Genomic DNA, 17,156 nt, shown 5'->3' with positions numbered 1-17,156 from the left:
ATGAAATACTTTAATGGATTTTCCCTGCAGGGCGAAAAGGAACTGTTTGCGCCGTATCTTCTAAATAGTGACTACTGTGTTGCAGGTTTTTCTTATGGGGCACAGCAGGCATTTGAATATGTATATCAGTCTAAAGTCCGTATTGACAGACTCATACTTCTCTCTCCGGCCTTTTTTCAAACAGAAAAACCAAGTTTTATCCGTACCCAGTTACGTTACTTTGAAGCAGGGCAGGAAGCCTACGTCAAACAGTTCCTAGCCAATGCAGCGTACCCTTCAAACATAGATCTTTCGAACTATTTGGAGGTGGGTACAAAAGAAGAGCTTGAAGCGCTGCTTAGTTACACGTGGGATCAGAAGAAGATACAAGAAATACTGGATAGAGGTACGATTATTGAAGTCTTCTTGGGAGAAGATGACAAGATCATAGATGCACAAAAAGCATTTGATTTTTTCAAACCTATGACTACGACATACTTCATGAAGTCTGTAGGGCATCTATTGCAAAGCTAAATACTATAGATCAATAATGAAGTCTAGCCTTTCCATAATAAACACATTCATTTCAAAGTTTTTAAACTTTTTTGTGTGGCCCTTTTACCTATCTCTATCATCTCATAGGCTTTGTCATACTCATAGGTTTCACAGGCATCTTTAGGGATCTCTATCATTACATCGGGTTGATACTCCTTAAGTATGTTTTCCACTATGAGACTTTGTGTGGTATCCAAACTCTTATTAAGTATATAAAAAATGTCTATCGGCGGCTTTTCTGTAGAGGTGCCTGTACCTATCACTTGCTTGGCTTTATCTACCAGCTGCATAGTCTTTGTATACAATTTGTTCTCTTCTTTTTCTGGCCTATCTATTTTATAGGTATTGGGTACATTCGCATTAAGATTCACCGCAATGATCATATCTGTATCTTCTGACGATACAGAAGCTATAGGTAAAGGATCGATCACACCTCCATCTACAAGTATCATATCGTTTTTAACGACTGGCGTAAAAATGGTTGGTATGGCAATGGAGGCTCTGATTGCATCGATGAGTTTACCTTCTTTGAACACGATCTTTTGATGATGCTTGATGTCTGAAGCTACAGCGATATACTTTATAGGCAGATCTTCGATTTTAATGTCACCTATCATCTCTTCTATTTTTTTATATACAGTATTGATATTCACTATGCCACCATGCGAAAGTGAGATATCAAGCAGTTTGAGTGTATCTATAAAATCCAAAGAGAGGACCCACTCTTTATACGCTTCAAGTTTTCCTGCCGCATAAAGCCCTCCTATCAATGCACCTATGGAGGACCCGGAAATAGATCTGATCTCATAGCCTTGGTCTTCAAGGATCTCAATCACACCAATGTGTGCATATCCTCTGGCTCCACCGCTTCCAAGGACCAGGGAGACAGTTTTTTTATCTTTTTGCATATCACTATCCTTTTTTATATTTTCGCTCTTTGCAAAGAGTAAAATTGGTAACAGGGTTATGAGTAACAGTTGTATACTAAATCGCTTCATCATCATTTCATAGCCTTATTCATGATTCTGGTAACACATTTTGAAACGTTTTTTTATAAATAGTTAAAACCGTATCTAAAAGGGCAGCTATTACCGGACCTAGAATGATACCTAAAGGACCAAAGGAGATAATACCTCCCAGAATCGAAATAAGTATCACCAGGTCGGGCAATTTTGAATCATTCCCAACGATCCATGGGCGTAAGAAATTGTCAACCAATCCTACAACCAATACACCCCATATAACAAGAGCTATACCCCATCCGGTACTGCCTGTAAAGAGTAAATAAGCAGCTGCCGGTAACCAGATAAACGGGGCCCCGACTCCAGGGATTGCAGAAAGGACGAACACAACACTTCCCCAAAATGCCGCACCTTCGATCCCTGTCACCCAAAAAGCCAATCCAACGAGTATACCCTGAATGATCCCTACAATGATGATGCCTTTAAGGGATGCTCTGGTCACTGTCAACCCGCGGCTCATCACTTCAGTCCTGTCCTCTTCAGAAAGCGGCAGTAAAGAGGCCAGCGAAGCTAATAGTTTTGGCCCATGTATCAAAAAATAAAACATTGCATAAAACATTATGAACAGACTCATTAAAAAGCCAAAGGTTCCTTTTGTAGCACTGGATAAACTTGAAACCAGCCAACTTCCCATCGCACTGGTTGCTTCGGAGACTTTCTGGACAATAGTCTCATGAAAAGGTTCAAGTTTTTCTTTCAAAGGCAGCCAGTCAGGTAATTGTTCGCTCAAAGTGAGATTATTATCCAAGGCTTTTTTTACTATAGGACGTGCCTTTTTACTGATCTGTATCGCTTCACCTGTGACCATACCGGTAAGGCCTGCCAACGGTAAACCGAAAAGAAAGACTGTAAGGATCAGTGTGCTGCCCGCTGCCAATGCAGCTCTGTTCTTCAGAGTGTAAAGGATTTTACGGTAGACCGGATAAAGCAACCCTGCAAAGATCGCAGCGAGCACAAGCGCGATCAAAAATTCATGGATCATTCCAATGAAACCCATCAAAACAGTAAAAAGCAGTAACAGTATAAACCCTTGCTGAAATTTATTGGGGATCTCTCTTTTCATCATTTATCTCCTATCACAAACTATCCTATAGAATACGCTACTTTTCTATCCACTTTCCGTCTTTTTTTTCATAACTGTGCTTTACTGCTGCCCAGGCTACTTTGTGCGCTGTTTCTTCTCGGCTGGCATCACCGTGCCTCTCTTCAGGGTCTGCATAGCTATCCCATGCACTGTTAAAAGCTTCTTTATAGATGACCTGTGCATGATTTGGGAGGTTCTCTTTTACTGAGTCAGGAAGTTCATCCAGTGTGTCATAAGGCATTACTTCTCCTTTCGATCAACATAAAACCGAAACGTATGAAGAGCATCGTTCCGGTATGGGTCAAGTGATTCATTGTATCTCCTTATTCTCATATATCAAACTTGTGATCCTCCATCCTTCTTTTGGCTTCAGTTCATCATCTATGGTAAAAAAATACAATTTGCCATCTGTATCTATTAAGTATAACGGTATTACCTTATTGTTATGTGCCTCTTTATAGGCTTCCATAGTGAACTTCTCTGACAAGGTCGTTGTCTTGATCTCTCCAGGACCATGCATCAGGGAGGATAGTTTTGAAAATGTCATATCATCAGTGAATAGTTGACGGCCAACGATAGTAGAGTGTGACGCCTTGCTCTTTTCGAGCTTCTTCCCCTCAGTGTTCTGAAGATAATAGATATTTTCGGAACCAAACTCAGATTTGAAACGTGTAGATGCCAGAGCATTTAATGTAGCATGAGGGCTGATAGCTAACAGTCTTCCTATACCGGTCAGTTCCATGTGTCGGTCTGCATGATCAGAGACGGCTCGTCCATAATACGTATCAAGTCCCTCCATTCTGGCCTTATGAATGTTTTCCCAATCCGTATCAGCCAATCTGACTGTAAAACCTTGTTGTTTCAGTGACTTGGCGATTTCACGAGAGACACGATTGGCACCAAGGATAAGCATACCGGTGGTCTCGGCTTCTCTAAGATCAAGCCATTTGGCTAATGAACTTGCACTCAAGCCCTGTATCAGAATAGTACCGATAATGACCATAAATGTAAGAGGTACAAGAAGCCCAGCCTCCGTGTACCCAAACTCCTCCAGACGTATAGCAAAGAGTGCCGAAATGGCAGCAGCGATGATACCGCGCGGAGCGATCCAGCTCAAAAAGATCCGGGCACGCAATGTGAGGTCTGAAAAGAGTGTTGATGACATCACAGAAAGGGGACGCGCAATAAAGAGGATAATGCCCAATAGCCCCAGTGCAGACCAGCCTATGTCAAACAGAGCTGAAAGGTCCAGACGAGCCGAGAGGATGATAAAAAGTATAGAGATCAGCAACAGGCTCAAACTCTCTTTAAAGAAGAGTATATCCTCTGTATTTATACTTTTCATATTTGCCAGCATCATACCCATAAGAGTCACTGCCAGCAACCCTGACTCATGAGCGATGGCATTTGAGAGTGCAAATATGACCAATACCAGTGTCAAACTAAACACATGGTGCAAATAATGGGGGAGAAAGTATCGACGCAATAAAAATGCAAGAAAGAAAGCACCCGCTGCACCACTTATGATTCCTGTGGCAACGATGGAAGCCAGAGAAAGAGGGATCATTCCTCCAAGGTGCTGCAGGGTAATGGTTTTATAGACAAGGACTATAAGTATAGCCCCTGCGACATCCAATATGATTCCTTCCCAATGGAGGATGTTTGCAATATCAGTATGAGGACGTACTGTTTTCAGTAATGGCTTAATGACCGTTGGTCCGGTTACAGTCATCAGTGCACCGAAAAGTATGGAAAGTTCCCAGGACAATCCAATCAATAGATGTGTTGAGACAGCAACTATCATCCATGTCAATCCCAAACCGAGTGTAAGAAGGATATAGAGTGGTTTGGTCAAACCTTTGATCTCATGAAATCGAAGCGTTAATCCCCCTTCAAAGAGGATAATAGCAACACCCATGGAGACAAAAGGGAAAAGAAGCTCATCCATCAGTGCATCCGGATCAAACAGTCCTGTCACTGGTCCGGCCACTATGCCAAACAGAAGCAGAAAAATGATCGATGGCAGTTTAATGTACCAGGAGAGCCACTGACTCAAGATACCAAAAAAACTGACAAGTGCAAAAGTAAGTAGTATATATTCTGTCATATTGAAAGTACCGATCCCTGAAATCTCTTAAAACCCAAAGCAAGTACAAAAAGAATGATGACACTGGTTACCTTTGCTAAGGTGACCAATGGAAATAAGAGTGCAAGAAGCAACACATTAGATGTCATTACAATCGTTGCCCGCAATGGCAGTATTGAAAAATCAAACATCTCGCTCTTTTTTTTCATAATAGAAGCTCCTGAATACTCAGCACAATAATAATCGTTGTCAAAGGGATACCAAGGGCAATGGACAAATAGTTCCCCAATACTTTATTCCCAGTTGTATATGCGATAGCAAGTTTCGTCAAAGAGTTAGAGAATGTTGCTATAACGATTCCAATAAGTGCAGTATACAACATAAGGTTTCCTTCTCTATAAAGTGTACTAAGTGAAAGGGTGATCGCATCAACATCACTGACTCCTGATAGCAATGAAGAGATATAGACTCCTAGAGCTCCAGTCCAATCCTTAAGCAATGTCGTAACACCAAATACGATACCAAACAGTAAACCAAATTTCAATGCCTCTTTCAGATCCAGAGGGTTTTGATACATAAAATCTACATCTATTGAGCATTTCTCTGAATGTTTGTACAAATAGTAAACACACATATATCCAGTAATCGTAGCCAAAAGATAAGCTGGAAGAAGTTTCAAGGCAATACCTATATCTATGAATGCCGATACGATAATGATTCTGATATACATGGTTGTACAGGCAAGTGCAATAGCTGAAGCTAAATGACGGGTTGTCTTATTTTGTTCATCAACCTTTTTTGAAAAAGTGATCGTTGTAGCGGTTGAAGATAAAAATCCTCCAAAAAAACCAGCTACCATAATACCTCTGGAAACACCTATGAGACGGGCTGCTATATAACCAGCGAAAGAAAGACCGGATATAAGGACAACCATCATCCAGATAAAATACGGATTTATAATCTGATAGGGATCAATTGTATGGTTAGGTAAAATAGGGAGGATAATAAAAGTAATCAACAAAAATAACACCATAGAATGCAGATCTTTATTTGTGGTCTTATCTGCAAGCTGTAATATATTACTACGTATATCCAAAATAAAGATAACTATAACTGTGGTAAATGTAGCAAATAAGTATAACCCATCATAAACGATCATACCGATCAAAAATGCAGCTATAGCTGCAAATTCTGTAGTACTACCACTCTTTTCATGACGCAGTACACGAATGATAAAAGAACTGATAAGCAGTGCACCGAATATGAAAGTGATCACTATAGTGATCCAAATAAAGTTTGCTTTGAAATATGCAGCTAACACCCCAAGCAAAGAGATGATAGCAAAGCTTCTTGCTCCGGTAAATGTAATATTTTCTTCTCTAAGAGCGAAACTTATTTCTCTTTGCAGACCAATTGAGAAGCCTAGGAGTACGCTAAGAAGTATGGATTTTGCTATGTTGAGATCTAGTTCCATATTTGCTTTTGACCTTTCTTAGACTTAATTCATCTACACTACAATGCCCCTTCATTACATCATCAAACTATAACCATTATAGCATACTGGCTATTTCAGATCATTCTTTGTTGAAGCTGTCTACCACAATGGCCCCCATTGATGCAGGCATGGCAATCAATATCAATCTTTTTAAAGCGATAATAGGTTCGTCTATAATAGGTAACTTATTTAAAGCCAGTAATACTAAAGCCACTACCAAAGCAGAGATGAAATAAGCAATAAAAATACGTAATATGAATATATCGTAGCGTTTTGATACCTGCTTTTGGAAGACACTATAGTAGGCATAAATGCCTAAAAAGGTCACAGAGAGTACAAAAACCAATAAGAGATTATAAAAGGGTAAAGTGATACTCATTTTCCATGCCTCTTCTGTAAAAGAGATCGGAACTGCAAGAGCAAATGCACCTATGGCTATTTGAATGATGTCTTCAGTGTTGATACGTAGTCTCATTTTCACCTACCTTGCTTTACTAAAAGATCAATAAATTATAACATAATTTCAAGTCCCCACTGAGTTTGTTGGCAAAGAAGACAAACCAACGGTAAAACTATAGAGTATTGCCTGACTTCATCTTTTTTCTGTACAGGAGAATAGTGAATTTATAGATACTTTTAGTTAAAATTGTTCTATACATTCCCACATACCGTATGGAAGAGAATAGTGCTTTATAAAGTTTTGACCTCTATACATACAAAGGAGACCCTCCATGCCTTTTACACCCCGGACACCTTATCTTACTACGGATGGTATTATAGAGTTATATGAGGGAGATACCTTTAAGGGTATCGTACTCATCGAGCGCAAGAATGATCCTAAAGGCTTGGCACTTCCTGGTGGATTTGTGGATGTGGGGGAACGTGTAGAAGATGCTCTAATACGGGAGATGCAGGAAGAGACGAACTTGGAAGTAGAGATCAGCAAACTGCTGGGTGTCTATTCTGACCCTAAGCGTGATCCCAGATTTCATACAGCAAGTGTTGTTTTTATAGCAAAAGCCAAAGGTCAACCCCAAGGCGGAGATGATGCGAAGGAGGCAAAGCTCTACGCACTGGAAGAGATACCGATGGATCAGTTGGTCTTTGACCATAGCGATATCCTGAAAGAGTATCTGTCGCAATACTCTACAGACAAGTAAAGGCTTTCTTTGCAAAGTAGTTACGATCTTTGGTGTGCACTTAAAAATATGGGCTACCTCAAAACAACTAGAGATCCACTCTGGTGGCCTCACAGTGGCACATTTGAAGTCATCATCGGTGCGATCCTGACACAGCAGACAAAATGGGAGAAAGTAGAAGCGTCACTGGTAAATTTAAAAGAGCATGGACTGTTATCACTGGAGGCGCTAAGCAGGGCTGATGTGGGAGAGATCGCTACATGCATCAAACCCAGTGGTTTTTACAATACCAAAGCAAAGAGGCTTCAGGTGCTTTGTCAACAGATACTCAATGAGTTCCATACCTTTGAAAGATTTCAAAATGAAGTCACCCGGAAGTGGCTGCTTGCACAAAAAGGGATAGGGATGGAGAGTGCGGATTCCATCCTTTGTTATGGTTGCGGACGTGAAGTCTTGGTGGTCGATAGTTATACAGCAAGACTACTTGAGGCATTCGGCTACAGTTTTGAGAGCTATATGCAGATACAGGAATGGATGCAAGAAGGGATCGTAGTAAACTTTGATAAAATACCCCAAATGTATGATACAGAAATAACACTTCATACGCTTTATGCACGTTTTCACGGAATGATCGTAGAGTTTGCCAAAGAGCACATACGAGGTAAAAATGTCAATACGGAAATACTCAAAAAGTATATAGAAGGATAAAATAGTGACCAATATCATCATCACAGGATGCAGTACAGGCATTGGACTTGAAACTGCAAAGTATCTTAAAGATAAATTTATTAAAGTCTATCCTACTGCAAGAGACCCAAAAGATGTAGAGATGCTAAAAGATCTGGGGTTTGAACATGCCATGCTGCTGGATGTGACCAAACCAGAGATGATCACAATGGTGATAGAGAATGTCTTAGCACTTGACGGACATATAGATGTATGGTTCAACAACGCTGGCTACGGACAGCCTGGTGCGGTGGAAGACATTAGCACACCTATCCTGCGTGAACAGTTTGAAACCAATGTATTTGGACTACATGAATGTACAAGACAGATCATACCTGTTATGAGAGAGCAGGGACAGGGGAAGATCATTCAGCACAGTTCTGTACTGGGTATTATCTCTCTTTTTGGGCGAGGTGCCTACAATGCAAGCAAATATGCCATAGAAGGGCTGACAGATACGCTTAGATTGGAACTTAAAGATACGGACATTTATCCTGTACTTCTCAATACCGGACCCATCATAAGTAATTTTAGACAAACAGCCGTAGAAAAACTTGAAGAGAATGTTGATATAGAACATTCCATCTTTAAAGAGAAATACCTTCGCAGTCTCAAAGAGAGAACACAAAAGAAAGTACCGTTCAAAGAGGGTGCAGATGCTGTTGCAGCCGTTGTCCATAAAATTATATTGGCTGATCAGCCAAAACCCCGTTATTATATTACGAAAGCGACATACCTTCTGGGATATTTAAAACGACTTTTAAGTACCTCATGTCTGGACAAGCTCTTAATGAAAATTGAGTAGTAGGAAGTGTCAGAACACTAAATTGACTTGAATAGATTTTTGCTATAATCTGCAGTAAAAAATAATGAGGATAGTATATGGATAAGATAAAAATAGGTGTTGTCACCACAAGTGATAGAGCTTCACAGGGTATCTATGAAGATATCTCAGGTGTAGCCATCATGGATACTATGAAAGAGTACCTGCGCAATGAATGTGAATACGAGTACAGATGTATCCCGGATGAACAGAGCCTGATTGAAACAACACTGATAAAGCTTTCACGTGATGAAAAATGTGACCTTATAGTTACCACTGGAGGTACGGGTCCAGCACCCAGAGATGTAACGACTGAAGCAACAGAAAATGTGTGCCAAAAGCTTCTTCCGGGTTTTGGAGAACAAATGAGAGCAGTGAGTTTGCAGTATGTACCAACTGCCATACTTTCACGTCAGACAGCAGGTATCTGCAACGGTTCACTGATCATCAATCTGCCAGGAAAACCAAAATCTATTCGTGAATGTTTGGATGCTGTATTTCCTGCCGTTCCATACTGTATAGACTTAATAGGTGGGTCTTTTATGGAAGCGAATGAAGAAGTTATAAAAATCTTTAGACCTAAAGCAAAATAGGAATATACTAAATAATATGAATATAGAATTTATAGAAAATAAAATAAATGAGATCATCAAAGAGCTTGAAGCAGAAGTTATGACTGTTCTGATGGATGAAAGTCTTGATAAGAAGCAAACCAATCTTCATATGAAACCGCTTACTTCAACTAAAAAGATACTCAATAATGCTTTAGACAGTATCAAGATGGTTGATAAATTAGGGAAAGAAGAGTTGGGAAAGAAGTAAGATGAGCAATGCAGTGATCTTAACGATTTTTACTGTAAGTGTCATCTTGTTCTTTTGGGGTGCGTACAAAGCAGCAAAAACACAAAAGAAGATATATCTTCTGGCGTTTGTACCCTTTATACTTCTTATGGTAGGGATGTTCTTTCTTTAACTCCCTGTACTAGATATTTCTTGGTGGCATCTCACATTTTCAGTAAACGTTTCTACGCTCCTTTACATCAAATATCTAAAAGAGTATTTGCCAAATAGACCGTTATTTTCTTGAACACGTCATCCCCGCAGCCAACCAGGTCTGCATACCTCCACGATACCAGCTGATCTTCTCTGCAGGGTAGCCGATCTCCAGTAATGCTTCTATCATGGCTACTGATTGACTACACCATGGACCATTACAAAAAACGACAATGGTTTTTACTTGTGAGAAATCAAATGTATCATCTTCATTTATCTTTACACCCAATGTCTCTATTTCATGTTCAAATTCGAATTCAAAACTTTTTCGTTCTTTGAGATGATGAAAAGGTATATTCACGGCACCGGGAATCGTACGATAGGCATACCATTCCTCTTTACGGCCATCTATAAGCATCATAGAATCATCTGTTTGCATCTGTTTGATGAAGGCTAAAACTTCAAGTTCTCCATAGGTATCGATATCTTCATGAAGCTTCATAGGAAGAAGCTTACCTGTGGTATGTACATAGGTTGACTTACATATTTCAGGTACTTTTGCACTAGCATAGTTTTCGCTCCATACCATCATATTATTGATAGGTATTTTTAAACACTCTTCTGGAATATCACGTTTTACAACAATCTGTTTTATCTTACCCTTTGTATCTACTGTTTTTACGGGTATTCCCTCATATTCAAACCCAGTCCTTGCAAACGCTGTCAAAGAAGTTAAAAGTAATGAGATCATTGTCATTTTATAAAACATATTGCATCCTTTGTACATGACCATACCATTTGTGTGTAGAATATGTGTGTAGTAAAATGTAAAAGTAGACTTTTTTAAATCATTTTCTTGTAGAAGTCAGACCTGCGGCCAGCCATTCCTGCATACCTCCACGGTACCAGTTAATCTTCTCAGCAGGATATCCTATGTCAAGTAAAGCCAAAATCGCCGTTACAGATAGACTGCACCAGGGTCCATTACAGAACAGGGTAATTGTTTTAGCGTGTGTAAAGTCCAAACTATCATCTTCTTCATCAATAGAAACTCCAAGATCCTTCATATGCTGTTCAAACTCAAACACAAAACTTGTACGTTCTTTAAAATGGTTAAAAGGCATATTGACAGCTCCAGGTATGGTACGGTACGTATAGAACTCTTCTCTGCATACGTCTATAAGTATCATGGAATCATCTGTTTGCATCTGTTTGATGAAGGCCAAAACTTCCAGTTCACCATAGGTAGTGATATCCTCATCGATAGACATTGGGTATATATGACCGCCTAGAGTATGTACAAAAGTAGACTTACATGCTTCAGGTACTTTGGAATGGGCATAATTTCCTGTCCATAGCATCAAATTGGTAACAGGTATATTTTCACACACATTTGGTATATCCCGTTTTACTATGGTATAAACACTATTACCTTTTGCATCTATAGTTTCTACAGGTATACCTTCATATTCGAAGCCGATCTTTTGTGCCAAGAGAAGGGAACTAAACAGTAATACAGTCATATAATATTTATAAAACATACTTCACCTCTTAAAGTTCTTCTAACTCTATACTAGTATATAGAGTATGGAAAAACTGTGTAACGAAAGAAAAGAGACGCCAGCGTTTTCTATCTATTGGAAAATTTTGGCGTATAGTAAGATTTATATATTGGCTGCAACTTTATACGTAGGATCATCTTCTTCATAGGTGCAGAAAGGTCCTGCTGTTTTTAACATGCTTTTACAGTCTTTGGAAAGGTGTCTAAGTGTTAGTTTTTTTCCGGCTTGTTTATATTTATCTGTAATGCTGTCTATGGCTTCTGCACCAGAACTGTCCATGACTCTGGCATTCTTAAAGTCTATGACAACAGCATCCGGGTCATTCTCTATATCAAACTGCTCATTAAATGAAGTCACAGACGCGAAGAAGAGAGGTCCCTCAAGTGTGTAGATCTTTCTGCCTTCATCATCGGTAGAAGTACGTGAAAATATCTTTGCATGTTCCCATGCAAATACCAGTGCAGAGATGATGATACCGGCTATCACTGCCACTGCAAGGTCTTCAAGTACCGTGATGATGGTTACTACGACCAATACAAATGCATCTGATCGAGGCATATGTTTGATACGTTTAAGGGAAGAGAATTCAAAAGTACCGATACTCACCATGAACATGATACCTACGAGTACTGCTATAGGAATGACCGCTATGACATCGGAAAAACTCACCACAAGGATGATAAGCAGCACCGCTGCGGTAAAGGAGGAAAGACGACCCAAACCACCCGAAGTAAAGTTGATCACAGATTGACCGATCATCGCACATCCTGCCATACCGCCAAAGAATCCCGAAGTGGAGTTCCCGATACCAAGGGCGATACACTCTTTATTCCCGGAACCACGTTCACCACCCATCTCATCCAGTACAGAAAGTGTAAGCAATGACTCTATAAGCCCGACGAGCGCTACGATAAGTGCTGTGGGTAAAATAATTGCCATGGATGCCCAATTAAAGAGTTCAGCTAGAGGCATCACAAACGATGGCAAAGAAACATTTGAAAGATCTGCCATGTCACCGACCACTTTGGTATCAATGTGCATGAAATAGGTTAGCAGTGTAAGTACTACAATGGCTACAAGCCCTGCAGGAACAGCTTTACTGTACTTGGGTAAAAAATGCATCGTAGCCATGGTAATAGCTACAATTACATACATCACATAGTTTTCTGTAAAACTCTCAGAGATGATCTCCATCCAGCCACTGTATTGTTCCATATTTTTAGGTGCCAAGAAAGGAAGCTGTGCCATTGCTATCACAATAGCAAGACCATTCACAAAACCAAAGAGGGCAGGTTGAGGCACAAGACGGATAAACTTACCCATCTTCAGCACTCCGATCGCTACCTGTATGAGTCCTGCTATAATGGAGGTCAGTAAGATATAGTGCAGTACCATCATGCTTAATGCTTCGGTACCAAGCTCAGGATACATAGACTTGACAGAAAGACCAAGACTTACAAATACCACTGCAACAGACCCTGTAGCACCGGAGATCATTCCCGGTTTACCTCCAAGAAGTGCTGTAATAAGCCCGATAATAAAGGCACCGTAGAGTCCTACAACCGGCGAAACCCCTGCGATAAATGAAAAGGCAATCGCTTCAGGTACAAGGGCAACAGCGACCAATGCACCCGATAGAATGTCATTTTTAATGTTTTGTTTTGAATAGTTTTGAATGTTAAACACATCAATTCCTTACTTTGTTTATGGTCGGAATTTTACCATAATAGTTTTACAAGTGACTTCTTCTATTCAGCACAGTGGTTATCTTAATTTGCCTGCTAAATATCCGCTGGCAAAAGACCACTGCAAGTTATACCCGCCGCAAGGTCCATCCAGGTTCATGATCTCTCCGCAGAAGTAAAGCCTCTTGAGTTTCTTACTTTGCATGGTGTAGGGATCTATCTCTTTGAGATGTATGCCTCCGCGTGTGATCATAGCCATTTTAAAGCCGTCATGTCCGTTGATCGTAAGCGGTGTCCATACCAGAAGTTTGATGAGTTTGTCTCGTGCTGACCCTACTTGCTTACCCAAAGAGAGAGTAGGGTCAACTTCGGCAAGTTTACAGAGTTCCCTACTTACAGACTTGGGAAGCAGAGTCTGTAGTAATTCTAATGTATTACGGTGAGGATCTTTTGCCAATTCCTCTTTAAAGTGTTGACGTATCTGCTCTTCATTCATGCCTTTGGTAAAGTTTGCGAGAATGGGTACTTCATCAAATTTACTCAAAAGCGGGGTGATCTCCCTGGAAAAATCTAAGACCACCGGACCACGTATACCGCCTTTGGTGAAGATAAGATCTCCTTTGGCAGAGAGTTTTTTATATTTTTTCATATCAACGTGCATATCAACCTTTGCAATGGTATCTGCCCTGCAGTTACCAACCCAGGTCTCCTTGGTTTTAAGCGGCATCATAGCAGGGTAGAGATCTGTTACCTTGTGCCCTACAGACTCTGCTATAGGGTATCCGTCACCCTCTGCACCCAGTACAGGGTAACCCAACCCTCCAGTAGCGATGACTACGGCATCACTTTGAAATGTGTCGGTTTGCGTATGTACCCCCGTAACTTTTACACCATCATGGTCTAACGTTTCAACTTTTTGAGAACATTTTACTATGACACCGAGATTATGCATCTCTTGTTCCATGGCATTGATAATGGTTGACGAACTGTGTGTAATGGGAAAAACCCGGTAGCCATCCGGAGCATGGCTCTCTACACCGATCTCTTCAAAAAAATCCATAAGTGCTTTATGGTCTAAGGTTTCCAATGCCGGCGTCATAAAACGTCCGTCACGGCCAAAACGAGCCATAAAGTCTTCATTTGAAAGTGTATTGGTCAAGTTACAGCGTCCACCACCTGTGGCTTTAAGTTTTGAACCTATCTTGGAGAGTTTTTCTAAAAGAAGTACAGACTTTCCTGTACGAGCAGCAGTAATGGCAGCCATCATACCCGCTGCTCCCGAACCCACTACTATGAGATCATATCTTGACACTAAAGATCCCTTCTGTAAAAATAATTAGTATTGAAATAATATCAAAAAGTTAAATATTTTACATTTAATTTACAATAGATAGATATACTACAAAATCCTTTCTAAATAAGAATTAGTAGTCGTTATGTACGTAATCGTCAAATTTGTCTTCTAATCTTTTTTAATTTTTTAGTGTATTTAGAAAGGATATTTTCTTCAAAATATATCTATTATTAAACTACAACTATTTTGTACCCCTCATCAAGTTCCACATACATTACACATATAAAAAGTAGTATACTATAACACTTCTTGCTAAAGAAATGAATTCAATAAATTAGAGGAATAAACAATGAAAAGATTGATCATAATAGGACTGTTAGCTTCTGCGGCATGGGCTACTGATTTTGCCCATATGAGTACAGAAGAGATGATGAAGATGCGAGGAAGTGTTCCTGCAGATGATCGTCCTGCATTTCGTGAAGAGATGCAAAAACGTATGCAGAGTATGAGTATGGAAGAACGACAAAAATATATGCAGACAAATGGCATGGGCATGGGAAAAGGCATGATGGCTGGTGGAAAAAACTGTATGAAGCAGATGCCTATGTTTGAGCAGTATGATCTCAATAATGACGGAAAGATCACCCAAAGTGAATTGGAAGAAGCACGGGCAAAACGTATGAGTAATAAGGCTAAAGAGGGCAAAATGCTAAGAAATGCAGCAAAGGCTCCTGCTTTTGCCACAATGGATATCAACCATGATGGGATCATCGATAAAAATGAATTCCGTATACATCAAAAAGAGCAGATGAAAATGAAAAACAAAGGTATCTGTGTAGGTAATTGTCCTAGAAAAGGTATGGGGAAAGGTACAGGACTTGGAAAAAATTCCGGGAATGCCCCTACATTTGCAGATATTGATACTAACAATGACGGAACCATAAGTAAAGAGGAATTCCGTATACACCAAACCCAGAGAATGCAAAACAAAGGAAATTGTCCAGGAGGCAATTGCCCTTAAACGATAAAACCAATAGTGTTGTAGATTCATACTGCACAAAAGGCAGAGTATTGCTATGGCTAAAAGGTTCATTTGCCTGTGGCCCTGGTTTTGGCCTCTTCGTTAAACCTTTATTTTTTCGTTCCACATACTTTGCACACAGAACTTATATAATAAAACAATTAACTGATCATAGATAATAAATCCAATACAAAAGGAGGAAACCATGAAAAAGTTAATCATTTTGGCACTGTTAACTTCGGGTGCTTGGGCAATAGATCAACCTAGGTTCTCCGAATTCGATCTTAACAGTGATGGTAAGATCACTAAAAGTGAATTGGAAGAAGCCCGTACTAAACGTATGAAGCAGAGAGCCGCAGAAGGCAAAATGCTGAAAAATGCAGGAGAAACCCATTCCTTCTCAACGATCGATACTAACAAAGATGGATCCATTAGTGAAAAAGAGTTTATGTTTCATAAAACGATACATCATCCGCAAGCTTGTATAACCTTTGGCTAAATATCGAGATCTATAGCTAGAAGGAAATCATGAGCAGTAGAGAGTAAAAGTACAGATAAAATCTGTCACTAACCCCTGTCTAATCCATTTCCACAAAATATGGGAATGGATGATCACTTAAAATGCAATACAAACTCTCATATTAAACATCTATGATAAAATATGTCATTACAAACCCAATACCAGTATAATACTAAATAATATTATATAGAAATACGGAGTACTCTTTTGACATTTACTACCCAGCCTATGCAAGATATCATCATCGCTCTGAGTGCACAGGCAAACACATGTGCAACAGGAAAATACTTCAGCTTTGAAATACTTGACCCTGATCTTGTAGAAGGGTATGCTGGTGAAATAGTAGAGATAGAAGGAGAAAACTATATCTACCGAGGATACAAATCATGGTCAGACCTGGCAGAACTTTTAATGTGTAAAATGATGACCCCTGAAAAAACTACCTATCCTCTTGTAAAACTTCATTTTAAAAAACTGGAGACACAAAGCTCTTTTCATATAGAATCCTCAAGCACAAAAGAGGAAAAATATGGTGTAGACTCCCATTTTTCGCAGATACACAAAATGGAAGAACCAGCATTTCTTTACTATTACACTCAAGCCTTACAAAATGCCAGGCTATGTCAAAGAAGATCGATCTTAAACCTAGGTATCAATACAGGTGATGAATTCAATGTCATCAAAAGCACGTTAGATACAGACACTTATAAAACAATGAAGCTTGCAGGTGTTGACCATTCAAAATCTGCTATAAGCTATGCTGAAAGCTGTTTTCCTGAAGAAAATGTGACATTTTACGCACACGACATCAATGACTTAGCGAGTTTAAACCTTGGAAGATTTGATCTGCTCATCAGTATAGGTACACTCCAAAGTCCAAATATCAATTTCAAACCTTTTTTTATGTCTTTGGTGCAAAACTATCTGGAAAGAGATGCTGCCATTATCTTGGGGTTTCCAAACAGTAGATGGATAGGTGGAGAGATGATCTATGGGGCTAAAGCACCCAATTATGCTATGAGTGAAATGTCACTTCTTTTTAATGATGTCATGTTCTGTAAAAAATATTTGCAGCAGAAGAAGTTCAGGGTCACGCTTACAGGAAAACAATACATTTTTTTAACTGCCACAAAGATTATTTGAGTAGAATTTAAAAATATCCCAAAACAAAA

At 39.6% G+C, this 17,156-nt stretch carries 21 protein-coding genes; 10 read left to right on the top strand and 11 right to left on the bottom strand.

Annotated elements, in window-relative coordinates; translation table 11 throughout:
* On the top strand, window positions 1-513 hold the full coding sequence (gene bioV / locus LDM93_RS02885) for a pimelyl-ACP methyl ester esterase BioV (RefSeq protein WP_223890524.1): 513 nt from the start codon (window positions 1-3) through the stop codon (window positions 511-513).
* Window positions 514-560: 47 nt separating this feature from the next.
* Here bioV and LDM93_RS02880 read toward each other — a convergent pair whose 3' ends face one another.
* From LDM93_RS02880 to LDM93_RS02850, 7 genes are all read right to left on the bottom strand, one after another.
* A complete protein-coding gene (locus tag LDM93_RS02880) occupies window positions 561-1,442 on the bottom strand; it encodes a patatin-like phospholipase family protein (RefSeq protein WP_223890522.1) in 882 nt (293 codons plus the stop codon).
* 109 nt (window positions 1,443-1,551) lie between these two features.
* Complete coding sequence (locus LDM93_RS02875) at window positions 1,552-2,622, bottom strand: AI-2E family transporter (RefSeq protein WP_223890521.1); 1,071 nt, start codon at window positions 2,620-2,622, stop codon at window positions 1,552-1,554.
* A 34-nt stretch (window positions 2,623-2,656) separates the two neighbouring features.
* Window positions 2,657-2,881, bottom strand: a complete 225-nt coding sequence (locus LDM93_RS02870; protein WP_223890520.1) for a ChaB family protein — start codon at window positions 2,879-2,881, stop codon at window positions 2,657-2,659.
* Window positions 2,882-2,950: 69 nt separating this feature from the next.
* Complete coding sequence (locus LDM93_RS02865; protein ID WP_223890519.1) at window positions 2,951-4,747, bottom strand: sodium:proton antiporter; 1,797 nt, start codon at window positions 4,745-4,747, stop codon at window positions 2,951-2,953.
* A complete protein-coding gene (locus LDM93_RS02860; RefSeq protein ID WP_223890517.1) occupies window positions 4,744-4,935 on the bottom strand; it encodes a hypothetical protein in 192 nt (63 codons plus the stop codon). The genes LDM93_RS02865 and LDM93_RS02860 overlap by 4 nt, the downstream gene beginning before the upstream one ends.
* Window positions 4,932-6,200 (bottom strand): MgtC/SapB family protein, encoded by a 1,269-nt coding sequence (locus tag LDM93_RS02855; RefSeq protein ID WP_223890516.1) that lies wholly within the window; start codon window positions 6,198-6,200, stop codon window positions 4,932-4,934. The genes LDM93_RS02860 and LDM93_RS02855 overlap by 4 nt, the downstream gene beginning before the upstream one ends.
* 100 nt (window positions 6,201-6,300) lie before the next feature.
* Entirely contained in the window at window positions 6,301-6,696 is a 396-nt protein-coding gene (locus LDM93_RS02850; protein WP_223890515.1) for a DUF2391 family protein, read from the bottom strand.
* Window positions 6,697-6,952: 256 nt separating this feature from the next.
* On the opposite strand from LDM93_RS02850, the gene LDM93_RS02845 reads away from it, so the two are divergent.
* From LDM93_RS02845 to LDM93_RS02820, 6 genes are all read left to right on the top strand, one after another.
* A complete protein-coding gene (locus LDM93_RS02845) occupies window positions 6,953-7,381 on the top strand; it encodes an NUDIX hydrolase (protein WP_223890514.1) in 429 nt (142 codons plus the stop codon).
* Window positions 7,382-7,390: 9 nt separating this feature from the next.
* On the top strand, window positions 7,391-8,068 hold the full coding sequence (locus tag LDM93_RS02840) for a 3-methyladenine DNA glycosylase (RefSeq protein ID WP_223890513.1): 678 nt from the start codon (window positions 7,391-7,393) through the stop codon (window positions 8,066-8,068).
* A gap of 4 nt (window positions 8,069-8,072) precedes the next feature.
* Window positions 8,073-8,891 carry an SDR family NAD(P)-dependent oxidoreductase gene (locus LDM93_RS02835; protein WP_223890512.1) on the top strand — a complete coding sequence of 273 codons (819 nt, stop codon included), beginning with the start codon at window positions 8,073-8,075 and terminating at the stop codon, window positions 8,889-8,891.
* Between the two features lie 77 nt (window positions 8,892-8,968).
* A complete protein-coding gene (mog, locus tag LDM93_RS02830) occupies window positions 8,969-9,502 on the top strand; it encodes a molybdopterin adenylyltransferase (protein ID WP_223890511.1) in 534 nt (177 codons plus the stop codon).
* Between the two features lie 16 nt (window positions 9,503-9,518).
* Window positions 9,519-9,731: a hypothetical protein gene (locus LDM93_RS02825; protein WP_223890510.1), complete on the top strand. Its 213-nt coding sequence runs from the start codon at window positions 9,519-9,521 to the stop codon at window positions 9,729-9,731.
* 1 nt (window position 9,732) lies between these two features.
* A complete protein-coding gene (locus LDM93_RS02820) occupies window positions 9,733-9,882 on the top strand; it encodes a hypothetical protein (RefSeq protein ID WP_223890509.1) in 150 nt (49 codons plus the stop codon).
* 102 nt (window positions 9,883-9,984) lie between these two features.
* On the opposite strand, the gene LDM93_RS02815 is transcribed toward LDM93_RS02820, so the two are convergent.
* The 4 genes from LDM93_RS02815 to LDM93_RS02800 form a co-directional block, all read right to left on the bottom strand.
* A complete protein-coding gene (locus tag LDM93_RS02815) occupies window positions 9,985-10,671 on the bottom strand; it encodes a rhodanese-like domain-containing protein (protein WP_223890508.1) in 687 nt (228 codons plus the stop codon).
* Between the two features lie 79 nt (window positions 10,672-10,750).
* Window positions 10,751-11,443 (bottom strand): rhodanese-like domain-containing protein, encoded by a 693-nt coding sequence (locus LDM93_RS02810; RefSeq protein ID WP_223890507.1) that lies wholly within the window; start codon window positions 11,441-11,443, stop codon window positions 10,751-10,753.
* Between the two features lie 123 nt (window positions 11,444-11,566).
* On the bottom strand, window positions 11,567-13,150 hold the full coding sequence (locus tag LDM93_RS02805; protein ID WP_223890506.1) for a SulP family inorganic anion transporter: 1,584 nt from the start codon (window positions 13,148-13,150) through the stop codon (window positions 11,567-11,569).
* A gap of 78 nt (window positions 13,151-13,228) precedes the next feature.
* On the bottom strand, window positions 13,229-14,461 hold the full coding sequence (locus LDM93_RS02800; protein ID WP_223890505.1) for an NAD(P)/FAD-dependent oxidoreductase: 1,233 nt from the start codon (window positions 14,459-14,461) through the stop codon (window positions 13,229-13,231).
* Window positions 14,462-14,792: 331 nt separating this feature from the next.
* Between LDM93_RS02800 and LDM93_RS02795 the strand changes: the two genes are divergently transcribed.
* The 3 genes from LDM93_RS02795 (at window position 14,793) to LDM93_RS02785 (ending at window position 17,127) form a co-directional block, all read left to right on the top strand.
* A complete protein-coding gene (locus LDM93_RS02795; protein WP_223890504.1) occupies window positions 14,793-15,464 on the top strand; it encodes an EF-hand domain-containing protein in 672 nt (223 codons plus the stop codon).
* A gap of 205 nt (window positions 15,465-15,669) precedes the next feature.
* Entirely contained in the window at window positions 15,670-15,963 is a 294-nt protein-coding gene (locus tag LDM93_RS02790; protein WP_223890503.1) for an EF-hand domain-containing protein, read from the top strand.
* 228 nt (window positions 15,964-16,191) lie between these two features.
* A complete protein-coding gene (locus tag LDM93_RS02785) occupies window positions 16,192-17,127 on the top strand; it encodes a methyltransferase domain-containing protein (protein WP_223890502.1) in 936 nt (311 codons plus the stop codon).
* The last annotated feature ends 29 nt before the right edge of the window (window positions 17,128-17,156 follow it).

The sequence above is a fragment of the Sulfurovum sp. TSL6 genome (assembly GCF_019972115.1).
Taxonomy (GTDB): Bacteria; Campylobacterota; Campylobacteria; order Campylobacterales; family Sulfurovaceae; genus Sulfurovum.
Note: the sequence above shows the minus strand (reverse complement) of the source record. Positions and strands in the feature narration are given on the sequence as shown.